The 25,120-nt window shown below is 28.6% G+C and carries 27 protein-coding genes; 2 read left to right on the forward strand and 25 right to left on the reverse strand.

Annotated features, from left to right (window positions below):
- Complete coding sequence (locus tag BMUR_RS08400) at window positions 1-1,683, forward strand: restriction endonuclease (protein ID WP_013114173.1); 1,683 nt, start codon at window positions 1-3, stop codon at window positions 1,681-1,683.
- A 1,261-nt stretch (window positions 1,684-2,944) separates the two neighbouring features.
- Here the strand turns inward: BMUR_RS08400 and BMUR_RS08405 are convergent.
- From BMUR_RS08405 to BMUR_RS08525, 25 genes are all read right to left on the reverse strand, one after another.
- The gene (locus BMUR_RS08405; RefSeq protein ID WP_013114174.1) at window positions 2,945-4,069 is read right to left on the reverse strand and encodes a tyrosine-type recombinase/integrase; all 1,125 of its coding nucleotides are present in this window, start codon (window positions 4,067-4,069) and stop codon (window positions 2,945-2,947) included.
- A gap of 234 nt (window positions 4,070-4,303) precedes the next feature.
- Window positions 4,304-4,528, reverse strand: coding sequence for a hypothetical protein (locus tag BMUR_RS08410; protein ID WP_013113805.1), 225 nt, complete (start codon window positions 4,526-4,528; stop codon window positions 4,304-4,306).
- Window positions 4,529-4,677: 149 nt separating this feature from the next.
- Window positions 4,678-4,887, reverse strand: a complete 210-nt coding sequence (locus BMUR_RS08415) for a hypothetical protein (protein WP_013113806.1) — start codon at window positions 4,885-4,887, stop codon at window positions 4,678-4,680.
- Window positions 4,888-4,901: 14 nt separating this feature from the next.
- Complete coding sequence (locus BMUR_RS08420; RefSeq protein ID WP_013113807.1) at window positions 4,902-6,785, reverse strand: hypothetical protein; 1,884 nt, start codon at window positions 6,783-6,785, stop codon at window positions 4,902-4,904.
- An 81-nt stretch (window positions 6,786-6,866) separates the two neighbouring features.
- Complete coding sequence (locus BMUR_RS08425) at window positions 6,867-7,406, reverse strand: hypothetical protein (protein WP_013113808.1); 540 nt, start codon at window positions 7,404-7,406, stop codon at window positions 6,867-6,869.
- Window positions 7,407-7,543: 137 nt separating this feature from the next.
- Window positions 7,544-7,981, reverse strand: a complete 438-nt coding sequence (locus BMUR_RS08430; protein ID WP_013113809.1) for a hypothetical protein — start codon at window positions 7,979-7,981, stop codon at window positions 7,544-7,546.
- A gap of 1 nt (window position 7,982) precedes the next feature.
- Complete coding sequence (locus BMUR_RS08435) at window positions 7,983-8,576, reverse strand: glycoside hydrolase family 19 protein (RefSeq protein WP_013113810.1); 594 nt, start codon at window positions 8,574-8,576, stop codon at window positions 7,983-7,985.
- A gap of 3 nt (window positions 8,577-8,579) precedes the next feature.
- Entirely contained in the window at window positions 8,580-8,924 is a 345-nt protein-coding gene (locus BMUR_RS08440; RefSeq protein WP_013113811.1) for a hypothetical protein, read from the reverse strand.
- A 73-nt stretch (window positions 8,925-8,997) separates the two neighbouring features.
- Window positions 8,998-9,387, reverse strand: a complete 390-nt coding sequence (locus tag BMUR_RS08445; RefSeq protein WP_013113812.1) for a helix-turn-helix transcriptional regulator — start codon at window positions 9,385-9,387, stop codon at window positions 8,998-9,000.
- Window positions 9,384-9,584: a hypothetical protein gene (locus tag BMUR_RS08450; protein ID WP_041749991.1), complete on the reverse strand. Its 201-nt coding sequence runs from the start codon at window positions 9,582-9,584 to the stop codon at window positions 9,384-9,386. Before BMUR_RS08450 ends, BMUR_RS08445 begins: the two co-directional genes overlap by 4 nt.
- A gap of 10 nt (window positions 9,585-9,594) precedes the next feature.
- Entirely contained in the window at window positions 9,595-11,538 is a 1,944-nt protein-coding gene (locus tag BMUR_RS08455) for a hypothetical protein (RefSeq protein ID WP_013113813.1), read from the reverse strand.
- Window positions 11,539-11,550: 12 nt separating this feature from the next.
- Entirely contained in the window at window positions 11,551-12,660 is a 1,110-nt protein-coding gene (locus BMUR_RS08460) for a hypothetical protein (protein ID WP_041750081.1), read from the reverse strand.
- A gap of 11 nt (window positions 12,661-12,671) precedes the next feature.
- Window positions 12,672-13,124, reverse strand: coding sequence for a hypothetical protein (locus BMUR_RS08465; protein ID WP_013113815.1), 453 nt, complete (start codon window positions 13,122-13,124; stop codon window positions 12,672-12,674).
- Window positions 13,124-14,020, reverse strand: coding sequence for a hypothetical protein (locus BMUR_RS08470; protein ID WP_013113816.1), 897 nt, complete (start codon window positions 14,018-14,020; stop codon window positions 13,124-13,126). The genes BMUR_RS08465 and BMUR_RS08470 overlap by 1 nt, the downstream gene beginning before the upstream one ends.
- The gene (locus BMUR_RS08475) at window positions 14,017-17,487 is read right to left on the reverse strand and encodes a phage tail tape measure protein (RefSeq protein ID WP_013113817.1); all 3,471 of its coding nucleotides are present in this window, start codon (window positions 17,485-17,487) and stop codon (window positions 14,017-14,019) included. The genes BMUR_RS08470 and BMUR_RS08475 overlap by 4 nt, the downstream gene beginning before the upstream one ends.
- Window positions 17,488-17,576: 89 nt before the next feature.
- Window positions 17,577-17,765, reverse strand: a complete 189-nt coding sequence (locus BMUR_RS08480; protein ID WP_013113818.1) for a hypothetical protein — start codon at window positions 17,763-17,765, stop codon at window positions 17,577-17,579.
- A 65-nt stretch (window positions 17,766-17,830) separates the two neighbouring features.
- Window positions 17,831-18,178 (reverse strand): hypothetical protein, encoded by a 348-nt coding sequence (locus BMUR_RS08485; RefSeq protein ID WP_013113819.1) that lies wholly within the window; start codon window positions 18,176-18,178, stop codon window positions 17,831-17,833.
- 11 nt (window positions 18,179-18,189) lie between these two features.
- Window positions 18,190-19,593, reverse strand: coding sequence for a hypothetical protein (locus BMUR_RS08490; protein WP_013114175.1), 1,404 nt, complete (start codon window positions 19,591-19,593; stop codon window positions 18,190-18,192).
- A 34-nt stretch (window positions 19,594-19,627) separates the two neighbouring features.
- Window positions 19,628-19,999, reverse strand: coding sequence for a hypothetical protein (locus tag BMUR_RS08495; RefSeq protein WP_013114176.1), 372 nt, complete (start codon window positions 19,997-19,999; stop codon window positions 19,628-19,630).
- Window positions 20,000-20,010: 11 nt separating this feature from the next.
- Window positions 20,011-20,469 carry a hypothetical protein gene (locus BMUR_RS08500; protein WP_008730217.1) on the reverse strand — a complete coding sequence of 153 codons (459 nt, stop codon included), beginning with the start codon at window positions 20,467-20,469 and terminating at the stop codon, window positions 20,011-20,013.
- Window position 20,470: 1 nt separating this feature from the next.
- A complete protein-coding gene (locus BMUR_RS08505; protein WP_008730219.1) occupies window positions 20,471-20,824 on the reverse strand; it encodes a phage head completion protein in 354 nt (117 codons plus the stop codon).
- A gap of 67 nt (window positions 20,825-20,891) precedes the next feature.
- A complete protein-coding gene (locus BMUR_RS08510) occupies window positions 20,892-21,332 on the reverse strand; it encodes a head-tail connector protein (protein ID WP_013113822.1) in 441 nt (146 codons plus the stop codon).
- A 24-nt stretch (window positions 21,333-21,356) separates the two neighbouring features.
- Complete coding sequence (locus BMUR_RS08515) at window positions 21,357-22,640, reverse strand: phage major capsid protein (protein WP_013113823.1); 1,284 nt, start codon at window positions 22,638-22,640, stop codon at window positions 21,357-21,359.
- Window positions 22,641-22,659: 19 nt separating this feature from the next.
- Window positions 22,660-23,322 (reverse strand): HK97 family phage prohead protease, encoded by a 663-nt coding sequence (locus BMUR_RS08520; protein WP_013114177.1) that lies wholly within the window; start codon window positions 23,320-23,322, stop codon window positions 22,660-22,662.
- Window positions 23,309-24,586 carry a phage portal protein gene (locus BMUR_RS08525; protein ID WP_013113824.1) on the reverse strand — a complete coding sequence of 426 codons (1,278 nt, stop codon included), beginning with the start codon at window positions 24,584-24,586 and terminating at the stop codon, window positions 23,309-23,311. Before BMUR_RS08525 ends, BMUR_RS08520 begins: the two co-directional genes overlap by 14 nt.
- A 129-nt stretch (window positions 24,587-24,715) precedes the next feature.
- Between BMUR_RS08525 and BMUR_RS08530 the strand changes: the two genes are divergently transcribed.
- Window positions 24,716-25,114 carry a P27 family phage terminase small subunit gene (locus BMUR_RS08530; RefSeq protein ID WP_013113825.1) on the forward strand — a complete coding sequence of 133 codons (399 nt, stop codon included), beginning with the start codon at window positions 24,716-24,718 and terminating at the stop codon, window positions 25,112-25,114.
- The last annotated feature ends 6 nt before the right edge of the window (window positions 25,115-25,120 follow it).

A 25,120-nucleotide genomic window follows, 5' to 3' on the forward strand; every position in this document is an offset into this window, starting at 1 on the left:
ATGTTTAATTTGTATATGTATATATTAATAGTTCCAGTATCTATATTAATAGTAATAGGAGTTATTTTATTTGCAAGAAGTATATCATCATCTAACAGTTATTATAAACCTAAAAATATAAAAAAGAAAATGGATGAACTTCAAAAAAAAATTGAAGCAAATACTAAAGATTATAATTCTATATATGAACTTGCTGTTTTAGAAGAGCAGTATAATTTTATAGAAAAAGCTGTAGAAAAATATCAGAAATTAATGGATTTAAAATACTTTGAAGGAGAAGAGATTAATATATATAAAAAGTTAGAAGGATTATATAAAAAAGTAGAAAATAGAGAAGAAACTATTAAGTGCGTTCTTAAAATAGCACAATTGGAGCCAAGCAATAGTTATTATTCTCTAAAAGCTGCTGTTATACTTGGAAAAGAGGGAGCTTATAAATTAGCATGCGAATATTTTAACAGAGTTCTTAATAATAAAAGCGACTTTGAGATAGAAGAATTAAAAACAGCGGCAATATGTTATTTTATGAATCATGAATATAAAAAAATTATTACTATGCTTGAAGAGCTTCATAAGAGATTAAGCAGAAATATATCAAATATAGAAGAAGATTATGATGATATGACATTAGTTGAAAAAATATTAATATCATTATACATAGCCACCGATGAAATAAATACTGCTAAAAGTTTTGCTGAGTCTATTTTGTCTTTAAGGTCTATAAATACTAACATTAAATATAAATTTTATATAAACAGAATATATTTATACATATTATATAAATCTGATAATACTGATGAGTTTATAGAGCTTTATAATAAACTTTCCACACAGTATAAAATTAATGAAATAAAAAAAGATGAAATAGCTATTATACTTGATTTTGCTTTTTATAACTATTTTATTAAAGATGTTAATAGTGCTATAAGTTATTTTGAGCATATAAGACTTTTTAATGCTCCTGAATTTGATATGTATGATTTAGATGTAATTTTTAAATATTTATTTGAAATTTCAAAAGCTACAGAACAGCTTCAGAAATTAAGAAATAATATGCAGATTGAAGATGATGAAAAATATAAAAATGAAAATTATGAAAAATACATTGATAAGCATTATATAGATATTTGGGAAAATAGTGTAAAGTTATGGGAAAGCAGTTTTAATAATATTGATAGTATACTAGATTTTGCACAACTTGAAAGAACTATGGATATAGAAAAAATATTATTAGAATGCGGTATCAATGAAAATAATGCTTCATCAGAAAATGTTATATTAAAAAAAGTGGATAAAATCTATGACATGACTTTAGCATCTTTTAAGAGTATATGCCAAGATATCATACAAAAAAAACTTATGTATTCTGCTGTACAGGAGTATAATGATCATTTAATAGATTATGATTATGGAGATGAAGTTAATTATTTGGCATTTGCTTCAAATAAAAATAAAAAAGATTTAACGTTAATCTCTTTTAAAAGATGGAAAAATACAGAAGTAGGTGAGCTTATCATAAGAGATTTTATACTTCTTATTAATGAGGCCGGAGCAAAAAATGGAATACTTATACTTCCTGTAGAGCTTACCAGCAGTGCCAGAAGCTATGCTATGCATAATAATAAAATAAAAGTATATACAAGAAATCAGTTCAATTACATGCTTAGAGACAGCAAGGTTTGATTGATAAATTATTCGTATATTTTATAAATAGAACCATACTATTATATAATTAAAAACAGCTTTAATTATTAAAAAAAATTCTAATTCTATTAAAAAATTAATTCTTTTAGTATCATTCTTAAAAATATTTGGGGGTGGGCGGGCGGGCTAATTAGATTTTAAATAAAATTTGTATTATATTTTTTATACGGCATATTTTTATAAAAAAACTTCTCTCTATAAAAAATTATAAAAAAATCGATATTTTAGGCTTATTTTGCCCAAAAAATTTGTTTAACTAATATTTATATATTTTATTTACTTATAACAATTTTGGAGTATAATAATAATGCGTAGTATAAACAGAATGAACGATTATTTTAACCAACTTTAGAAAAATATATAGAAAGCGGTACAAGGCTTTATTTTTATTGCGAATCAAAATACAAGCAGGAAAGAAACTATTTGAGTGATAGTTATTCACACTTGTACCGCATTTCGAGCTTATTAAAATTAAAGAACAATTACTATTGTTTTTCTTTAGAGCATACAACTCCTTAGAAGATAGTATTATACCTCTATCAGCTTTCATATTTTCTTTCCTTCAATGCTTACAAAAGTTTCTCAGGCTTTTGTTTGTGGTGCATCTTTCTATTTGATTCGCATTAACTAATATACACAAAATAATTTTAAAGTCAACAAAAAAACATTTTTTTTAAAAATTTAAAATACTGCTGTAAAGAGTGATTTTTAGTAAAGTATATATAAATGTATACCTAGATGAAAAAGTCCCTAAAAATAAGGCTCTACGCTTCAAATAAAGGCGTTCTAATAAATACTTCAAGCATCGATTTGCATTATATTATCGCAACAGCATTAAAATATTTTTTCTCTCAGCCATTATTCAAAAAATAAAAATCTGCATAAGTCAGTTAGTCAGTTTAAAGTCTTTAAATAATCATTAGGTTAATCTTTAACATGTCTTTAATATATCTTTAAACTCATACAACATCTAAGGGTGTCGCTATACTTAAAGTAAGGGTGTCGCTATACTTAAAGTAAGGGTGTCATCATACTTAAAGTAAGGGTGTCATCATACTTAAAGTAAGGGTGTCATCATACTTCATTTTGAGGGTTTAACCTATATATATGCAGTTTTTTTATACTACACAAATTAATATTTTCTAATATTTTTTATATTCATTAACAGTATTATAATATTTTATTTTAGATATAGCTTACCTCGCAGGCTGTAAGATTTGCAGATTTTACAGCCTATCTTTTAAGCATTTTTAATATCAGTCTCTCTCGGCAGATGATTTATAATGTCATTCATCTTGTTAGTTAAATCTTCAAACATATTTTTTATTGCAAGGACTTCATCGTTTTTAGAATTATAAAAGTCTTTTTTCGTACTATATTCAAACTTAGCAAAAGGGTGATTTTCCATAGCTTCTTTTATCATTCCAGCCAAAACATAAATATATCTTGATACGGTTGTATTAATATTTTGATGGCCAAGCATTTTTGATATAACATAAACATCAGTTCCATTTTCTGCCATGTCAGTTGCAAAACCTCTGCGTAAAGAATGGCATGTAACTTTTATATTTGTCTTTTTTGAAATGCTTGTCATTATATCAGTTAGAGTTTTTGTTTTAAAAATGTCTCCATTTGATTTTATAAATAGCATGCTATGCTGTTTATTTTTCTGTTGCAGTATTTCTTTTCTTAATTTTAAATATTCAATTAATTTATTTTTAATATGATCAGAAAATGAAATAATTCTAGGTTTATCCCCTTTTGTTTTATAAATAGTTATGGTATTATTAGAAAGGTTTATATTTTGTATGTCTATGCAGGCAAGCTCTTTTCTGCGTATGCCTGTATTAGACATCAGCAAAAGTATAAATATATTTCTATCATCTGTAAAACTTCTATTTTTATTTTTAGCTATAGCTTTTGTAATAGATAAAGTTTTATCTGCTTTAATTAAGAGCTGATTTTTCACAATGATTTTTGGAGTTTTAAGCTCATCAAAAATATCAAAAAAAGTTTCTGTACTTATCTTTTTTAATTTAAGTAAATACTTAAAATAATTTTTTACAGCCATAATTCTGCAGTGAATAATATCAGCACTTAATTTTTTATCAGCTTGATAAACTATATAATCTTCAATCAACTTTCTATCTACTTTATTATACCATACGGTAGTATTGTATAATAGTATATCTTTAGACTGTCTATTATTGTAATAAAAATATAAAAAATCATAGAAGTTTTTTAAGGAATGAGCATAAGTCTGTATAGTCGCTTTTGATTTATAGAGTTTTATATATTCAAGATATTTAATGATTAAATTAGAATTATTATTGTCGTATAGTTTTAAGTAATCTAGTGTTTTCATAAGAAACAGCTCCATTTTTTTTATTTATAAAAAGTTTGGTTACGTTTTTTTATAAATAAAAAACAGAGCTGCTTTGATATATAATTATTATCGTATTAAATTAATTTTCATTAAATATTTTTTAGATTTCATTAATAAAAAAATAGAGCGGAGCTTTTTAAGCTTCGCTCATAAAACATTTTATTATAATTTAGGAGAAAAAAATGGTAGATGAATAGTAATATTGATTATTTATTATTTATCGCCTTCAAACTTTGACTGATAACTTTTAAATCCAGCAAGTCCAAGCAAACCACCCATCAAAAATGGAAGAGCTTCACCAAGCCTAACATCTTTAGAAAAAACCAAAAACGCTATACAAACAAGCATAACCGCCGAACCTAATAAGCTGATTAAACGCATACTAGAAAGATGGCCAGTCTTTGAACATAGAAGTAAATCTTTAAAGGTATTAAACATAAATAACCTCTGTAATAATTTTTTAATATAAAAAACTTAAAAATAAAAAATTGGGAGCATCTGCTTGATTTATCAAGCAGATACTTAAAGCGGACAATTTTTTATATATAAAATAAAAAGTAAATCTTTTAATACGTTCATAATGCGTCCTACGAAATTACAGCTATAAAAAACATCACACATCCGTAAGTTAATTTAATAAAATAATATATTGATGTCTTCTCTTTAATGAGAGCTTTTAATCTCTCTTTAAATGTTCCTTCTTTTTCATTCATAAACTTATTATAGTATTTTACTATTCCAATGAAAGTAAAAACTACCATAGCACCTATTAAAAAAATTAATATTAATTTAAACATGTTTACTCCTTAATTTATATTTGTTTAGGCAATATCCAATCTATATTATATGCAGTTCCAGCAGTTCCTCTAAACTCTAAACTGCACATGAAACCATTATTATGATGATAAACAGCTTTTAAGCTGCCTTCATTTGTACTGATATCATATTCTGTATTATCTTCAAAGAAATCAATGATACCGCTGTTTGTATAAAAACTAAAATTACTTTCTCCGCTTGCAAATATTAACTGACCTTTTATTTTATATTTTCCTTCTTCATAAACTATTCCAAAATCTTCGCTTACTTTAGTAGGAGACATTTTATTTATTATTTCATTATTAAATAATACTATTTTGCTGTCTATCAATTTAATATTATCAAAATGTTCATTAGTTACAGCAGTTTCAGAACTTTTTTGCATATTAATATATAAATAATTTTCAAATACTAAAATCATAATGATAAAATTATCTGTCATTATAACAGGTACAATATTTTTAATATCTGCTTCTATCTCTTTTGCTGTTTTTATAATCATTTTAGAACTTGTATTTGCATCTTCATATATTTCTATATTTCCTTTTAAGCTGTAAGAATTATCTGCATTTTTTACTAGAGATAAATTACTGCAGTCTTTTACTTTATTATCAAGAATTGGCGATCCCAAAATGGAGGAGGCTATTTCAAAATTAGAGTTATTAATTCCTAACAATATTATTAAACTGTTAAATTTATCATTTAATATTTCTATAGCATTTTGAAGATTTTTCTCTTTTTCTATTTTTTCAACATCAACATTTTTCTGAGCTGTTAAATTAAAAGAAAGTATTTCATCTTTTTCTATATCAGTATCATCAGTATGCTTTATTTCTAAATAACCCAAAGTCATATTGATATTAGAATATTTCTCTGATAATTCTGTTCCATCAATAACAGATTTTCTTATATAATATTTTATAGGCTTATTTTTATTAGAAGTAATCATATCATTTGCTTCTATATAATAGCTGTCATTTTTATCAGTTTTTATATCAAGATAATTTTCTAGCATAAAAATATTAAAAATAATAAATATTGTATTTCCAACTTTTGACTTCGTATTTCCTTGAAATACTATTTTTTCATTTTTATTATTTGCTTTTATGAAAGAAACTGTATCATTAGTACCTTGAATAAATATAAAATCTTGATAATTTCGTATATTATTTACTGATATTTCTATATTAATATTTATAGTATATTCTTTAGCTTCAAAACTACTAGAATCTTGTTTTCCTATAACAAACATAGGACTTCCAAAAACTAAAGCAAAATTATATTTAAGTTTTTCTTCTCCTTCTATAACTATTTCATTATCTGATGCATTTGCATATTGATAAATAAACTGTGATAATTCATTTGTTATATATATAATATCTTTATTTTTTTCTTCACCTTTTTTTTGTATAGATATTATGTTAAAGATAAGATTAGAAGAAGTATTATTATTATTATTATATATTAAAGTACCTTTCAAAACATATTTATCAGTACTCTTTTCTAATACTAGATCATAAACTTCTTCTGCATTATCTATATGAGATAAACTATTTAAATAATAATCAGTTACTAAACTGATATTATAATTATCACTTAGTTGATTTTTTATTGGCGGAAAATCGTATCCGTCTGAAAAATCTAAATTGGCATTATCATTATTAAAAGCTATTTTATCAGCTGATGATGTACTTCCGTTTGTTAAACCATCAACTCTTTCTTTTAATTCTTTTATATTAGAAATAGGAGCTTCGTTAGCTTGTCCTCCTTTTATTTTTTCTATATTTGATATTATTTGATTAATATCTTCTGCATATACAGTTTCTTCACTCTGCCTTGCAGATACTTCTTTATATTCGTTAGGTTTACTTAAAGCCATATAAAACTCCTAAAAACATGGATGTTTTTTATACAGCTGCTACACGGAGGTAAAAGCAGCTGTATACATATTATTTATTTTTTATATAAGTAATAATTCGTTCCTACTTGTATGTTGTACCATAGCTGCCATTCGCCAATCTTTATAATACTTTCTTGGTATCTTCTCATTAAATCTTGCCGATTTGTTACGGACTTGATTATAAATATTTCTGGCGGTGTAGAAAGCGGTACTTTGACATATTTTGTTTTTGTACTGCATGAAGTTAATATCATTAAAATACTTATAAAAATTATTAGATATATTATTAAATGTTTCATGTTCTGTCCTTGTCAGTAATTCTTCATCTATATTTTTTATCATTAAACTAGAATTACTAAAACTATTTTGAAACTTCTCATTTTCTTTAATAAATAATATTTCATTTTGAAGCGTTTGATTATTAAGCTCCAAGCCCTTAATATCTTCCTGATACTGTGCAATCTCTTTTTCTTTTTTATGTATTTCACTGTCTTTAGCAGCTATTAATACTATAAAAATAGAAACTATTAAAACCATTATGACTGCTATAATGATTTTTTTGTTTATTTTTGACAAAAAGCCCGTTATTATTGGTATCATATATACTCCTATTATTATATTTTTTAATCTTTTTTATTTAGTAAAATAAAGAACAGCTTTTATTATTGCTATGCTCAAAAAAGCCTATAAGTAAATCGATAATAAATTATCGATTTGGCTTTTTTTTCGCTTTTTTCTTATTTAGTAAAATAAAAAATAGCTCCAACTATAGTACCTATTGCTGTAAGAAGTCCTGCTATACCCACAACCGCTTTTTGAAACTTATGCAAAGTATCAACAGTAATATTACCTTCTAAACTTTTCTTTATTTCTTTTAATTCATTTTCTTTTTTATCTTTATCTTCTTTCATTTTCTGTAAAAAATCCTGTATCTGATTTTCAAGCTTTTCTATTCTTAAATCTATTTTGATAAAATCTTCTGATAGATTATCTAAATATGTATCATAGCTTTTTATATCATTTCTAAGATTTTTAATTTCTTCTTTTACTTCTTCCATTTTATGAATAAGTCCGTTTCCGTTTTTTGTACCGTCTTCATTAAGACCGACTGTATTTTCTATACGCATTAATCTTTTTTCCAATACAGCAGTTCTGCTTTCTTTTGATGCAGGCATATTAAACTCCAAGTATATTTAATATATTTTTATATCTTTCTTCTCTGTCTTCAAGTCCATTGTATCCGCCGTTAATAAGTTTAGTAACTCCTTTTACATCTCCTTTACGTGCTAGCAAACCGCAGCCTTTTTCTTTCCAAAATAATAATGCAATCTCTATAGCATTATTAGGCTCTTTGGCAAGGTCTGGATTATTAACTAAGTCAGCATTTATTTTTTTACCATAGTTTTTATAATTATTTTTTCCAGTAAGCTGTATTATTCCTCTTCCTCTATATTTATAGCCTTCGTTTTCAGCATTACCTAAACGACCGCCATAAACAAAGTTGCCAATAGCCTCAGCTCCCTGAATACATAACTTTTTAGCATTTTCCAAACTTCCAACCCTTTTTTTGAAAACTTCAAAAAGCCTTTGAGGTGCATATCTGAAGCTCTCTTCAAGTCTTTTATAATCATTGCTTTCATGTGTTGTTTGTGCCAAGAACATAGCAGCTTCTTTTATGTTTGTAATGTTATGTTTTTGAAAAGCATTATTTAATGGTAAAAGCCATTTCTTATTTATACCGATTTTATTTAATGTATTTTCATTTAGCATAGATTAAGCCTCTTTATTTTTGTTTTGTAATTCATATACTTTTATATATTCAGTTTTTTGTTTCTCTTTTGCTATTTGGAGTGTTACTTCTCTTTGCTTTAAGACTTTAATCTCTGTTTCTATATTCACTATAGCTTCACTGTATTGATATGATGTATTTTCATGCATTGATATGTTATATCCGTTATGAACTACTTTGCCTTCATGTTCTTTTAATAATGCAAGAACATCATCTTTTAAAGCCTCAATATTTTCTTTATTTTTTTTCTCTTCATTTTTCAGTTTTATATATTTTTCTATTAATGAAGTTTCTTTTTTATTTAATTCTGTTATACTTTCTTTTGCCATGTTTTATCCTTATATCTATATTCATACACTTATATAAAAAAATATAAGGATAATTCATTGCCTAAAGAAAAAATTATAAAATATACGGCATTATCTGTATCATTGAATCCTGAAGTTCTTTCTTTATACTATTTAATTTTTGAGATACATTACTTTGAGACATTTTTAATTTTTCTGCTATTTCTTTTTGTGTATATCCTTTTGCAAGCAGTTCCAGCATTTCCCTTTGGTCTTTTTTTAGTAATGCTATTATTATTCTTTTACTGTCTCTATCTTCTACTTTTGAAAGTCCAAAAGTATATATAACTTTAGAAATATCTGTTTCAAATACATTAAATGTAGCGTCAGAATAAATATCATTGTTATTTTTTTTATTTCTTATTGCTTTTTTCATATCATCACATAACTCTCTGCATTTATCTCTCTTATGACATAAATTGCAGGTATTAGTATTTTTTTTCATTTTTTATCTCCTAAATTATTTATATACTCTGCTATTTTTAAAGCATCATAAGTATTGCAAATATTTTTAATCTTTAATTTTTTCTTAGCCGAATCTATATCATTTTTCAGCTCAATATACTCAGTGTAATTATTGCTGTATGCTATATCTTCTAAAGACATATTATCTATTGTAATAACTCCTAAACTCGTAATCATAATCTACCCCCTATAATTGTCTTAATTTTATAATATTGTCAAATATATTAAGTTTAAGTATTTCACACTTACAAGGCTTTATATAATAACTTCCATCTTCTCTTTTATATTCTATCTCTACTATATCAAATAGCTTTAGAAAATCTAAAGTTTCATAATATTCAAATGTATAATACTCTTTTAATAAATATCTGCTTTTCATTATTTCATTAGATAAGCTCACTGCATCTTCTTTTCTTTTTAATAAAGTTTCAAACTCTTCATGAGCATTTATTCTATGTCTTTTTTTAGCTTCCTCTTCAAAGTCAGTATTTTTGTATGTTGACTTTAATAAATCATATTTAATACTTAAGCTTGATAAATACTCATCACTTTCTACTGTTTTATCAACTCTGCCCATGCAGTACTGTTTTATTTTATATTTAGCTTCATTGCTGCGAAATCTTGTACTGATAAAATCTATTTTATTGTTGTCTATTTCTAATCTTCCTTGTTCTAAAAAAGAAAGTTCTCCTATTAAATCAAGTGTAGTCTTTTTATTATCATTATCAAGAAGAACTGTTATTTCTCTTGAACGTTCTTCTTCAATCTGCCAATTTTCTATATTATAATTTTCTTTTATGTATGCTATGTTTTCATAATCTTCTAAAATCTCACGCATTAAAGTTAAAGATTTATAAGGAGGTATATCTATTTCTGCATATATCTCATATAAATTATCATTAGTATCTGTTATAGAATGTACTTGGTTTTTTCCTCTAAAAATTAACTGTCCTCTTTCTTTATCTAAAGTCCATACTCTTTGCTCTCCGTTTCCGTCTTGATAATCTTTAAACTCTGGAATAAATATCTCCAATTCTCCGCTTATAATAGTACCATTTTCACGTTCTATTATTTCATTTTCACTCTCTGGTGTTTCTATAAAATATATATGAGGTTTTAATTTATTGTCATCAAGCGGATCATTTCTATTAACAATACTTTCTATAGCATTCCTTGAAGTGTCGCATATTTCAAAAACTACTTCAGGAATCAAATCAGGATTTAGTATGCTTGGAGTATAATATTTTATAGGCTTTAATTTTACTGTAATACCATGTCCTGCTGCTAAAGTTCTGCATGTGTCAATAATATCTTCTCCGCTTTGCACATTCTCAGGGAAGTTCTTTAAATCTGAATATTCTTTTTCACTGAAAACATTTTTAGGAAGCTCAGTAGAAAAAGAAGCTCTTATATCAGATGCTGTTATCGTTATAGTTTCTAAAAAAGAATATTCAGGTTTTTGAATAAAACCAGAGAATATAATTTTGGAATCTAAAAAATCACTTCCATCAAATATTTGTCTTACCAAAAATCTATTGCCGTATAAATTAGAAAAATCATCAAAAAGTCCGTCATCATTTCTTAAAGTAACAGACATTTCATTTGTTTGAATAGTATCAAATGCAAGTGAATCGCCTTCTATATCCGCTGTATCTATTTCCTCCACTCTAGGCTCTACATACATATTATTTAATTCAGTAATTAAACTATTATTACTATCAAGCACCGAAGGTGGGCAGGTGTCCCATTCACGTGTGGAGAATAATTTTTTAATATTTATAATAATATTCTTTTTACTGTAAGGAGTTTCAAAGTTATTAAAATGCACGGCTATATAATTAATATTATCTTTTTTATATTGATAATAAGATTTATTCTGTTTATAAAGAGCTTCTAAAGAAAATACTTCTATATATCCTCTGTCATTATCCACACTTACAGAGCCAATATTATATAAATTATATAATTCATCTTCTTGAATATTAAATAATTCATTAAAATAAGAACTGCTGTATAATGAGTATATTTCATTAATACTTGCAGTCCATACACCTCCGAAAGGTGCAAATATTAATCTAGTATCAGGACTAGAAATATCAAGCTCTATAATATTAGCAAAACTCTTAAGCATTTTATAAACCTACTATTTCTGCATATACTCTATAACTGCTGAACCATTTTCGCCATTATTCATTCTTGTTGGATTACCATCCATATATCCGCTAACACCTCCAGATCCTACAATAATTTTAATTTTAGAATAAGCTCCTATCATATCTCTATTTATATCTACTGTAGCAGCTGAACCAGAACCGCCTCCTATTGACCCATTGTTACCTACATTATGTACTATCCCATTACCGCCATTTCCTCCGCTTGCTAAACATTGACTTTTTAAAATACCGCCTTGACCAGGTTTTCCATTATTACCATTTGATCCTTGATATAATTTACCTTGTCCGCTAGATTGACCTGCTAATCCTGAACCTTGAGTTAATCCTGTCATTTTTCCGCCGCCTCCTCCTGTGCAGGTTGTTATTGCTATATCATTTATTAATACTTGAGAATTGCCCCCATTTGTAGCATTATGATAACCATTATCGCCTGTTTCTAATATTGTCATACCAGCACCTCCTCCGCCTGAACATATATGCACAGTAATACTATTAACATCGCTTGGAAAGTCAAACTCATGTTCTCCTGCTCCAAAGCTCACTGTTTTTCTTTTTAATGTCAATCCTTTTCTTTGAAAGTCATTAATATTCCAATATTTCTTTTCAACATATCCGCCTAAACTAGTATCATATTTCATTGATAATCTTAAATATTTTGATGTTACAATATTATTATTATCTTTGACATAAAAACCTCTGTTTTCATAATCATAAGCTGGAAAATCTTCACTTTCTTTACTGCTTCCTGATGCTATTTCTGCTGTTAAATAATCATTATTACTATCTTCATTATCTCTATGAATAACAAGTTTTATATATCTTAAATCTTTATTACTATCAGTTGTATTATCAGATAATTGTATATTTTCAATTGTTTCAAATAATCTGCCTTCAAACTCGCAAATGCTTCCTGCTAAAATGTCAGGCAATTCTCTGTCTGTATCATTCCAATGATTTAATTTTATGCCGTCAAAAGCAGTATGAAGAATACGCATTTTCTGCATAATAATATTCTGCTGTCTATAGCTGTCTAGTAAATTACTTGGATTTTCTTCAGGTTCTTTTATAAGTGTAAAAATATTACTCATGACTAATATACCTCATTATTATACATATCAAAATAATCTATTTCATAAGTTCCATTTTTTGTTATTACTAATGGAATATATTTACTTATTCCTTCATTATTGATTAAATAAAAACCGCCAAGCTCTTCATTATAATAGCAGTCTAAACTGCTTACTATTTGTGCATCTAAGTTTTTACCATTATTAATTAATTTTAATAATATATATTTATTACTGTCATTATTTGTATTGTCTTTCAATATAATATGCTTTTTAGCTTCATATATTGAATAGCAAAACATACATACAGAACCTTTCCGTATAAACGGCATACTGCTTTTATTAGAGAAATCTATTTTTGTACCCTCAAATGCAGTATGCAGAAATCTTGTATGTTTTAATAATTCATTCTGTCTTTTATATCCATCTTCAATAGTAAGAGGTATGCTAGAAGGCTCATAAACAAGTTCAAACATTATTTCACCTCTCTAAATGTAAGCTCTGTAGAATACTGATATAAATCATTCTTTCCTTTCTTAAAAGCTATCTCTTCATTAGTACATACATAAAGTCCAGACTTCATATAATATTTAACTTTAGATGATGTATTATCTTTTATAATAGTTGTATGCTTAGATGTATTTTGATTTTCTATTGTTTTTGTAATAGTGTTTGTTTTACTTGCATATTTAGATAATCCATATTTGCTTATATTATATTTTGCTGTTTCTATTTCTGATTCTAAAATCTCATCAGGACTTATTGTTTCTTCTATCCATACTTGAAGTACAAAAGGTTCAAAATTACTAATATCAAAAAAGTTAATGATTTTTTCTCTGTCATCATTAGTCAGATATGGAAAAGATACTTTCCAAGTATCATAGCTTTTAACAGGTAGTTTTCTATAAAAATAATGACCTGTTAAAGAAAAATATTGATTACGAGTATAATTTATAGTATGCGTTTTACTTTTATCATGAGGAGGAAAATCTACTCCTTCACCTATTATTAAATATCCGCATTCAATCATATTGCCATCTTCATCTTTGATAAAAGTTATTTTGACTTTTATAAACTCTACAGCAGCTATATTATGAATAGCTTGTTTATTTATTATATTAATATTATATGTAAGCAGATCATTATTAATATTTGTTATTTCTAATTTTATTTTTTGAGCATTTGTATTAAATACTGCTATTTCATTTATAATGCCGTTTCCTGATAGTGTTAAACTTCCTTCGCTTTCACTTGCAAACTTTCCAACTTCAAGAGTTTGATAATTAAACATATTAGAAATAGGGAAAAAATCATATTCACTAGAGAAAGTATATTCAAAATTATTAAAAATATTATTCCATAATAGCCTCATAATATTCCCCTTTGTGATACTACCTTAACGCCTCGTTTACTTAAATTGAGCATAGTGCTTGCAACTATCTTTCCGTCAAGCATTAAATAAACAGGCTGATTGAATATAGTTTCTGACTGTGTATTTACTTCATATATTCCATCATTATTTTTAGCAGCTTCAAAAATCTGACTTCCTATTTTTGATAGTATTCTATCTTCAAGAGGTATAACCGCTTCATCGTTTGCACCCTCTCCGATTACAGCATTAATTCCTCCGTTTCTTCTCTCTACAAGTCCGCCTTTTGCCAAGTATTTAGGTTCACTCGGTTTAGCTTGAGATAATGTCGCCAAATTAACAGCACCGCCTGCAATAATTCCTGCTAAAGTTGCATAGGCTATTAAAGGCATTGGAAAAGGACCAGCACTCATAGCTGATGCCAATGCACTTATGGCTGCCTGTGCCATAGAAGCTGACGCCTGAACTAAAGACATTTTCCAGCTTTCCATTTGCGAATTATATTCTAGCTTCATCTTATCATTATTATAGTTTTTCTCTACTTCCATCTGCTTAGCTTTGGCTTCTTCTTCTATTTGTATTTTAGCTAGTTCTTTTTGTTTCTCTTCAAGTTCAGCTTTTATTCTCTCCTGCTCATAAAGTCCTAAAGCAACTTTTTGCCTATTCTGTAATTGTTTTATTTCATTTAATAAACTCTGCTTTTGCGAGTCCTCCATTATTCCTATAGCTTCAAGCCTTGCATTTTTTTCTTCTTCTATCGCTTCTAATGCTGCCTCTTTTCTTTCCTCATTTTTTTCTATTTCAAACTCTATAGCCTGTATTTGCATTTCCTGTATAGCAGAATAAAAATCATTTGTATATCCTATAGTGTCATTAAGCATTTGAAGCCAATTCGCACTAAAATAATCTGAAAAACTTTGAGTAGGTGTTTTCCAAAGTTCGCCGAACTTCTCTTTTAATATTTCTACCTGTTCAGTTGTAAGTTCTAATTCATTAGTTATGCTTTCTATTCCGCTTCTTACTATTTCACTTTTCTGTCCCTGCTGTTCAGCTTCGCTTACTTTATCGCCGAACTCTTCAGCAACAGAAACGCCTCTTTCATAAGCGGATATACTATTTTCTATTTCTTTTACTAATTCAGAAAATCTGTCAGTTTTGATACTGTCTAATGCGTAGCCGTAATTATCACTTAAATATTTTATTTGATTAGCATTTAAGTTTAGTACCGTACTCATTTCTGTGAGTATAGCACCTACTTTGTCTTTTTTAGCTTCTAAAGCCTCAGCATCACTGATTTCAGCTCCCATATTACGAAGATTGCTTACTCTGCGATTTTCCTCTGCCTCTGCTTTTTTTAGTAAAGCTAAATAATCTTCATAAGTTTTTGTTTTATCTTTTACAGCATCAGATTTACCTTTTATTGCATTAATGCTCTTTTCATTAGCTTCTTTTTCTTTAGTCTCTAAATCTATTCCATCTCTAGTTAGAGACTGTCTTAAATGCATGCTTTGATTTAAGTCATTTCTTTGTTTTTCTAATGTATTTAATGTATTTTCTACTTCTGATAATTTTTCATAATCAGAACTCTTTAATATCTCATCATTGGCTTGGCTTTCTCCCATACCAGATGCATATAAAGAACTTCTTAAGTTTTCAACAGCAGTATTATATATTTTGCTCTTTTCTTCTAATTCTTTTATTTTTGTTTCTATAGTTTGTATTTGTATACTTTCTTCTGCCGTTCTATAGTCTTCTAACTTCATAGTAGCAGAATCTATATATGTAATTCCGTCTAAAACTACAGTTTTTAAATTAGGATATAGTCTAGTAAGTTTATCAGTTACTTGGTTTAATCTTTCAGTAGCTGCTGCATCTAACTCTTTGGCACTAGCTAGTTTTTGATACTCTTCAAATAAACCTACATCTTTAAAAGAATTATCATTTAATTCTTTTGTGCTGTTAGCTAATTGGTTTGAAGTATCTATTAATGCTTTATATTCCTGATTTAATTTATATGCTTTTACTGCTAAAGCACCAAGTCCTACGGTTAAAGCTGTTATAATACCAACAGGACTTGCAATCATTACTGTATTTAATGCTTTCCAAGCTGTACTTAATCCTTGAATAGAGCTTGCGGCTGTCTTTAATGTAGATACCGCATTTTTAAAATCTTTTATAGTTTTCTTAGCTTCTGTTATTCCTTTTGAAAGTCCTACTATACCTTTTAATGCAGGACCAAAGCCTGCTGCTAAAGCAACAAAGCCTACACTTACTGCCTGCAAAGGTGCTGGCAAGTCGCTGAATGTTTTTATTAAAGATATAATAGTAAGAATCATTTTTTCAGCTATAGGTACTATTTTATCTTGCATAACAGGAAGTAAATCTTCATTAACAACAGGAAGTAAACTATTTCCAAGCTCTACTACTAAAGCACTAAGCTCTGCTTTCATTTTTTCAAACTGTCTTGCTGGACCGTCATCTATTTTTTTGAATGCCTCAGCTGTAGCTCCTGCCGAATTATTCATCTGATCTAAAGCATCTTTAAACTTATCTGCATTCTTTCCAGATAAAGCTAAACCAGCATTTGCTGCCTCAACACTGCTGAACATACTAGAAATATCTTTTCCGCTTTTATCAGCTTTTTCAGCAAGCATTTGAAGAGCTTCCTGTAAAGTTCCTCCTTGCTCTATAAACTCTTTAAAGCTTTTTCCTGCTATTTCTCTAAATGCTATATCTGTAATGCTTCCTTCTTTATTAAGTTCTACTAAAGCCTGACGAATCTGTGTTGTTGCAACAGAAGTAGGAGTTCCTTGTGCAGTCATTACAGCAATAGCAGCTCCTATATCTTCAAACTTCACTCCTAAAGCTGAAGCGGTAGGAATAACATTAAATAAAGATTTTGATAACTGAGTAAAGTCTGTTTTTCCTAGCTTCAGTGTTTGAAACATTATGTCTGAAGCTCTATTAGTATTAAGAACTTCTGTTCCATAAGCATTAGTAACAGAAGTAAGTCCGTCAACTGAAGTTTCTAATTCAGCAACACCTGCAATAGCAGCTTCGCCTGCCGTTTTTAAGAACTCAAATACATTTTCACGTGGAACTCCTGCAGAAAGTGCTTGATAAAGAGCTTTAGTTGTTTCTTCTGGAAGTTTGCCTATTTCTTTACTAAACGCTAAAGTTTCATTTTTTAATTTTTCAAAACCTTCATTGCTTAATTTAGGAAGAAGAGTAAGAACCTCACGCATTCCATTATCAAAATCAGTAGCTTTTTTAGTAGCTAATGCAAAAGCTGTTGTCCCTGCTGCTATTGGCACAGTTAAACTTTTAGTAGCTAAAGAACCGAACTTGTCAAAAGATTTTCCTATTTTATCAAAGCCTTTTTCTAAGTCTGTTGTTTTATCTTTAAGTTTTCCAAATGCCTCAATAGCTTGAGAAGCATCTGCATTAATATATACATTTAATTTACTCATTATTGCTAAACTCAAAAAAGCCTTTGAGAAAATCGATAATAAATTATCGATTTGGCTTTTTTTCGTTTTTTATTCCTTTTTTATTATTGCTAATTATTTACCGTAATAGTTTCTATTTCCCATAAACCTTGTCTTTCTTTTTTTATAGTTTTATTTCCCTGTTTTATTTCAGATGAAGAATTGTTTGATTTAGTTTTCTCTTCTACTTCTATAATATAAGGCAAATTTAAAGAAGCTGTATAATAGAGCAGAAGTCTTTGCAAACTCATCTCCATCATACAGTCTTCTGTCCACCCATAGCTATTAGCTAAATGTGCAAATAACTTTATTAATTCTATTTTTATTAGTTTTCTTTTTTTTTATCCTCATTAGGAGCATCAATTCCTGCTTTATAAAAGCCGTCCATTATCATTCTGAATATTTTTATAAGCTGATCATAATTAAAATCTTCTAATATATCTTCTCGGCAGGTATTTTTATCCTGTCTTTGTATAAGAGGAATTACTATATCTTCTATCACAGTCTGTGAATCAAGAAAACCTTTCTCTGCTATAGACTGGCTATAATCACTTATTTTTAATGCCAAGCCCACAGGTATATCATTAACATTTATCTTGTATTTGCCAAGTTTGGCATAAACTGCTTTTTTATTACTAAACTCTTCTAAATCTACAATTTCTATATCTGCCATATTTCAGATCCTTATATATTTGCATTTATATTTACTTCTATATCTTTTACAATATCTTCACTGCCTGTTTTTTTAGCTGTGATTTTTAATGTAGCTGTACCTTCTGCCTTTCCTGTGATAGTGAAAGTTTTAGTTTCAGCTTCATAGCTCACATCAAAAAACTGCTGGTCTGGAGGCTCTACTGTATGTGTTATCTCGTCAGCATTTAAAGTTAATACTACAGTATCATTTTCATCTGCTCTTATATCTACATTTGGTTTATCACTTTCTAAAGTTAAAGCTTCTGGAACCGCTTGTATATTAATAGATATATCTTTAGTAATATCTTCACTGCCTGCTTTTTTAGCTGTGATTTTTAATGTAGCTGTACCTTCTGCCTTTCCTGTAATAGTGAAAGTTTTAGTTTCAGCTTCATAGCTCACATCAAAAAACTGCTGATCTGGAGGCTCTACTGTATGTGTTATCTCGTCAGCATTTGAAGTTAATGCTACAGTATCATTTCCATCTGCTCTTATATCTACATTTGGTTTATCACTTTCTAAAGTTAATGGAACATTAGGTTCACTTTCTGTATCTGATGTTTCCTCTTCTGTATCTTTTATTTCTTCTTCATCTTTACCTACAGACTGTTCATCTTCATACCATGCAAGCTGCTCTCCGCTTTGCTGACTGCCTGCTAAAGTCGCTGAGAAACTTAATTTCCCTACCAACACATCCTGTGCTTTATCAGAAGGGAAGCTAAACTCTAAGCCGCCTGCTATTGAAGCCTGCGGTAAATATATTCTTAATTCTTTACTCTCAGCATTAGTATTAACTATCATTATGCATTTAGGTTTGATTGTAGAACTTTTTCCTCCTGTTGCCATGCGTACCATTTTAGGCATAGTTCTAGTATATGTAATAATTAAAGTATCTGTGCTAGGAGATATTTTAGTATCTGTAATTTTTATTCCATTAGTTCCTATTTTTTCGTAGCTTGATTCTTCTATGCGAATATTTCCCATAGAGTTTTTCTTTTCTACTTTAGTTATTGTTACTTCGCTTCCGTCTGCATTTCTAAATGGAACTTTTATTTCTTCACCTCTTTTATATGTATCTGATTCTACTATATACTGTTTTGTAACTTCTGTTTTACCATCATAGCTGTCTATATTATCTATACCGCCTCTTGCCTCAGCATAGTTTTTGAAATTAATTTCTAAACTGTCAAGAGTTAATTCCATTTTATGTTCTGTCACTAAAGTAGCTATAGTTCCTGCATTGTCGCTTTCTATATCTGATGTAGTTATAGTTTCTTTTACAGCAACACTGCGTGCTGCTCCTATATTTATAAGTTTATCAAATCTATCTCCTATCAAAACTTTGGCACTTCCGTATCTTATTGTTTTTTTTTCTTGCACACTTGTTTGACTCATAATATCTCCTTATTGTTATTATGCTAGCTTTATATTAATATTTATATAATATTTCTATTATTGTCATTGTCTGATATGCATTATCTATACGAGAATGGCTTTCATTGCTTATATCACAGCCGCATATCTCAATATTATCTATCTTTTTTTTCAAACTATTAAAATACTTACCTATTTTTTTCTGAAGAGTTAATGCATGTTCTAAACTTGTAGAATAAACACTAACTTGATAAATATCTCTTGAATATTCAAACTCATATTTAGGATTTGAACTTTGAAGAGAATAAACTATATAGCTTTTATCATTATCTACATTGCTGTCCTCAACAAAATCCAAATAAACACCTGCCGTTTTTTTATCTTCTTGAGTAAGACTTTTTAATAATTGATAAATTACTCTATGCATATTTATAAACTCTATTTATTATTAGCTTTTTGTATTACTATATTCAAAGCACTTTTGACTGCCTCTTCTATATTCTCTCTGTTTGATTCAAATAGAGGTATTAACAAAGGCACTTCATTTTTATATTTATTTCCATATTCATTAAAAAAAGCATAATACCTATCGCCTTGCTCTTTATACCATTTTATTTTATTTTTCTCAGGTGCTGTGCCTCTTTTTCCGCTAATTGTAGTAATCTTAACATTGCTTTCAGTATTACTCTTTTTGTTTATTCTTGTTTCTTTTACAGTAAAATATTTATCAAAAGTCCAGCCTCTGCTTTTTGCTTTTGCATTAGCTTCTTTTGCTATTCTTCTAGCTTCTTTTAATGAGGCTTTTTTTACTTCATTCTTAAAATCAATTCCTAACTCTTCTAAAGTTTTCCTGAACTCATCAAACCCTGTAAGAGTTACTTTATTTTTTTCAGACATATTACTCTCTATTGTCAGCTTTTTTATTATTTACTAATTTCTTTATTGTAAATATGCATTCTATATTTTTATATGAAACATTCTCCATATTAATGACTTCATAGATATCATTTTCACGGTTTATTTTGGCCATCATTCCTTTGGTATCAAACTCTTTGAAATAATGAGTATGTACTTTCAAAGTTCTTGTTAAATCTTTTCTTTTACCCTGCTGTATATCTTTATATGTTATATCTTCAATAGAGCATTTTACTTTTCTTAATTCTATTAATTCATTACTTCCTGTTCCGTTTCCATTATCTATATACTTTGTTCTATAAAAAGTTATAGTATGAATTAATTTTCCAACTTTCATTATTGTTATATTCGCCTCGCCTAATAAAAGCGAATAAGTAAACTTATTCGCTGGCTTGGCTCATCTCCTATAGAGTAAACTTTTCCCTTGCAATGGCCAATAATCTATGAACACCTTTCAAAGCAACTTCCTCACTTTGACTGGCTTCTCCTGTTTTGCTTTCAAAATAATGAGCAGCAAGTCCAAGAATAGCATACCTAACTTCAGGAGGACAATCGGCTCTTTTGTATTCTATTTCATTAGCTTTATTACAATAGCCGATTGCACTGTCTAAAGTCAGATGCAGTATATCATCATCATAGTCAATGCCTTCTAAGTTTAGAAACTTTTTGAACTCTGACAAAGTAACTACTTTATTATCTTCGCTCGCTACAAGCCCCGACAATCCCGAGTGATTAGTATCACTCGGCGGGCTTTCCGCTTGCTTTTCTTCGTCATCATCACCTTCTTCGACTACTTTTCTGACATCAATGTCTATACTATTAATATCTTCAGTATCACTGCTCATATATAAAAGCCTTATTAAAAATTATTAAGCTGCATACGCTTGATCATTTGGAAGTAATCTTACAAATGCTGATTTTTGAATAGGGGCACCGTCTCCCCAATATCCTACTTGGAAACCTACCTGATTTGTTTTGCTGTATAACTCATGCAAAACTTGAAGTTCCATAGACAAGCTGTCAAAAATCCAATAATATTTTAAGTTTGCTAAGAACCCAAAATATTTTGTAGCTTCCAGCTTATCTTCTATAAAGTCATTTTGCACAACTGGTATACCAAGTAAAATACTAGGCTGTCCCGCTATTAAACTTTCCTGCCAAATAGGACGGTCCTGCTTATCTTTTAATTTTCTTAAAGCAGCAACTGCTTTTTTATTAAGCATCCATACCGCTCCGTTTTGATATCCGCCTTTCAATCCGCTTACTGCATCTACTAAACCATCATAAGTTATAGCAGCACTTGCAGTTCCTACTTTTATATCTCTGTCAGTTGGAATAGCTGCTGTATTATCTGAAGTTTGAGCAAATATACCTAGAGGTTTATCCTGTCCATTTCCATATAAATAATTATGCTCTAATGTAGAAGCCAATTTATATACTATTCTCTCCTCAACTAAACCTTGAATATCTATGTTGCTTTGCTTTATTAATCTTTTACTAAGTTTAACTAACTTAGTTAATTGATTAGCCTTCATTTCTCTTTTTCCAAAAGACATATTTGTATCTTCTGTAACTTCTGCGATTTCTGCTGTCCAATCAAGATCATTTAAATCACTGTCAAGTGTAGGTATTCCTATGCTTGCATATCCGTTCATAGCAGGAATGATATTTGCTCTTTTTCTTATCTGTACTGCATCATCTAAGTCTTTTATAATTTGCTTTACTAGATACTGAGGTGCTATAGTATATCCGCCGCCTTCGGCAACGCCTGCCTGAAGTGTTTCTCTTATTTCTTTATCATTGCCTGATCTAAACCATCTGTCAACTTTAGCTCTTAATTCAGCTTCGTTATCATCAGCAGATGAATTGTCCAAATTATCAGCTAAATTTCTTTTATTCATAGAAGATTTAGTTTGAAGTGATAGAAGTTTATCATTTCTCTCTATTTCCTTATTTCTATTTTCTATATTCTTCATTAAAGTATCTATATCATTATCTAGTTTTGATATATCTTCTTTTTTATTTTCTCTCTCTTCAATACTCATAGCAGAATATGCTTGTCTTTTTTGCATAAGTTCATCAATAGATTGTAAATCTAAAGCATTTTCATTTTTTAGTTTTTCTATTAAAGCTCTCAATTCTTCTGGTGACATAATTTGATACTCCTTATTATTATTTATTTTTTATTTTTAGATATTTTATTTTTTGTTCATATTCTTTATTTCTATAATCAAAATCATCATTCTCTATAGGTATAGATTTATCAGGCGGTTTTGCCGATAGGCACCTACTCGGTGGAATATATACATCTTCATTTTTATGCCTAACATTCGTTTGAGGATAAGCTGGAAATGTTACTAATGATATTTCATGCAAAGTGATTTCTTCTACTTCACGTATAGGCATTCCGTATTCTTTTAATGTTTCTTTATCATCAATCCAATTATCTCTCACTACTTTGAATCCGAAAGACATCTGCTTTATATCGCCTCTGTCCACGCTTTCTTTCAAATCTCTTGCCCAAGTAGTATTTGGCATAGAAACTTCAAAATATAACCCTTTTTCATCTTCTCTTAAAATTAATGTGCCAGAACTCTTTCTGCCTAGAACATATCTTGTATCATGTCCCCATAAACATACTTGATCATTTTCTAATAATGATTTAGTGAAAGCTCCTCTGTTTATACGCTCTCTAAATAAATCTCCATAGAGAGGCTCACTTAAAGAATTATATACAATAGCATAGCCTCTTAATTTAAGAGGCTCACCTTCTGTGTCTGTACTTTTTTGAATATTAATATCTATACTTCTAATTTCATTATTACTTGCTGGCATCTTTATATTCCTCTTCTAATTTTTTATTTTCATTATTATTTATATTAAAGTCTTGATTGCTCTCATTTTCTGAAGTTTCATAAACTGTTTTTATTGGTCTTATTTGCTGAGAAACGAAATACTCATCTCCGTATTCATCATCTACTTCGTTAAGGTTTTCCAGTATCCGCCATTCATTTCTAGTGAGAACACCATTATTTAATTTTATTTGGTTAGCCTGCTGCCTTGTAAGAGTATCGCCTCTCAAAAGTCCGTCTAAATTAAACTCTATATTATATTTTTTTCTTTCTAAATTATTTAATAAATAGCCATTCAATGCTTTTTCTATACGAACGCACCACGGTCTTATTGTGTGCGTTACAAACTCTATACTTTGATGTTCTATATTATTATTTGTACTCCTGCTTAAATCACCAATTAAATGTGGAGGTACACGGAACACTCGGCATATTTCCTCTACTGAAAATCTTCTGCTTTCTAAAAACTGTGCATCTGACAAGTTCATTGTGATAGGGTCTATTTTCATTCCTTCTTCAAGAACAACAATACCTTTTTCCCAAGCATCTCTGAAACTTTCTTTGAGATTTTGTTTGGCTTCTTTGCTTAATTGTTGCGGATGCGAAATAATTGGAACTTTTTTAACACCATTAGAAAAGAAATCTAATGCAAAATTATCCTGATAAAGTCCAGTAGTTATTTGCTTACGCATCATAGCTATTGGACTGTATCCTATCACTCCGTTCCATCCAAGTCCTGCTATATGCATAACTTGAGACGGAGATAAAGTAATTATTTCTCCATCATCTGAATATTCAAACATTTTATTGCCGTTTGAATCTCTATATATTTTAATCTTATTTGAATCTATTAGATAAAGTTCTGTTACTCTGTTGAAATTATCCCTTACTACTTCTACAAAGCCGTTGCCTTGAAGAAGTATTTGAGTGATTAGACTTTCTATAAATGATACTGATGTGCATTCTTCATTAGGAGCGTCATGCAATAATCTATATAAAGAATGATCTTTAGCTTTTATTTTATTATTTCCATTTACTTTATATACAAAAAGCGGTAAAGTAGCTATTGTTTCAGCAATAACTCTCACGCATGCAAATACTGTAGAGAAAGTTAAAGCAGTATTTGGATTGACTGCTGATAAAGTTTTATCATTTTGAATTGATAAAAAATTACTGCTGTCAATATAGCTGAAATCAGGAAACAGCCATTTTTTTATATAATTCCTTATATTTTTTATTACAGACATATATATATAAAAAAAATATAAGGAAATATAAGTTTTATTTTATATTTCCTATTTTTTTAATGTATTTATAGTCATAAATTATTATATTCATTACTATTTAATGAGCATTATTTTTTAATGGAGTCTATTATGCAAAATAAAAATGATAAAAAAAGATATAAAATACAAGCTCCTCCTAATTATTTTAATAAATATTCTATAAAAAAATGGAAAGAACTTGCACCTATCTTTGCCGAAAAAAATATGCTCGGACCTGCTGACATATCAGCTTTTGAGCTTTTATGTCTTCATTACGGCGATGCTATGAATCTTTATGAGGCTATGATTAATGAAGGAGGTTCTATAGCTGGTTATTTATCAGGTAAAAACTCTCAGACTATGGGAGAATATTTAGCTTATCATAAAGCTATAACGGCATATACAAAAATGCTTACCGAGTTTGGTTTAACTCCTGCTTCAAAAAAGAAAGTACCATATCCTGAAACTATAGAAGAGGATGATCCGCTTGAAAAAATGATAAATGGTTAAATAATA

It is taken from the genome of Brachyspira murdochii DSM 12563 (assembly GCF_000092845.1).
GTDB lineage: Bacteria > Spirochaetota > Brachyspiria > Brachyspirales > Brachyspiraceae > Brachyspira > Brachyspira murdochii.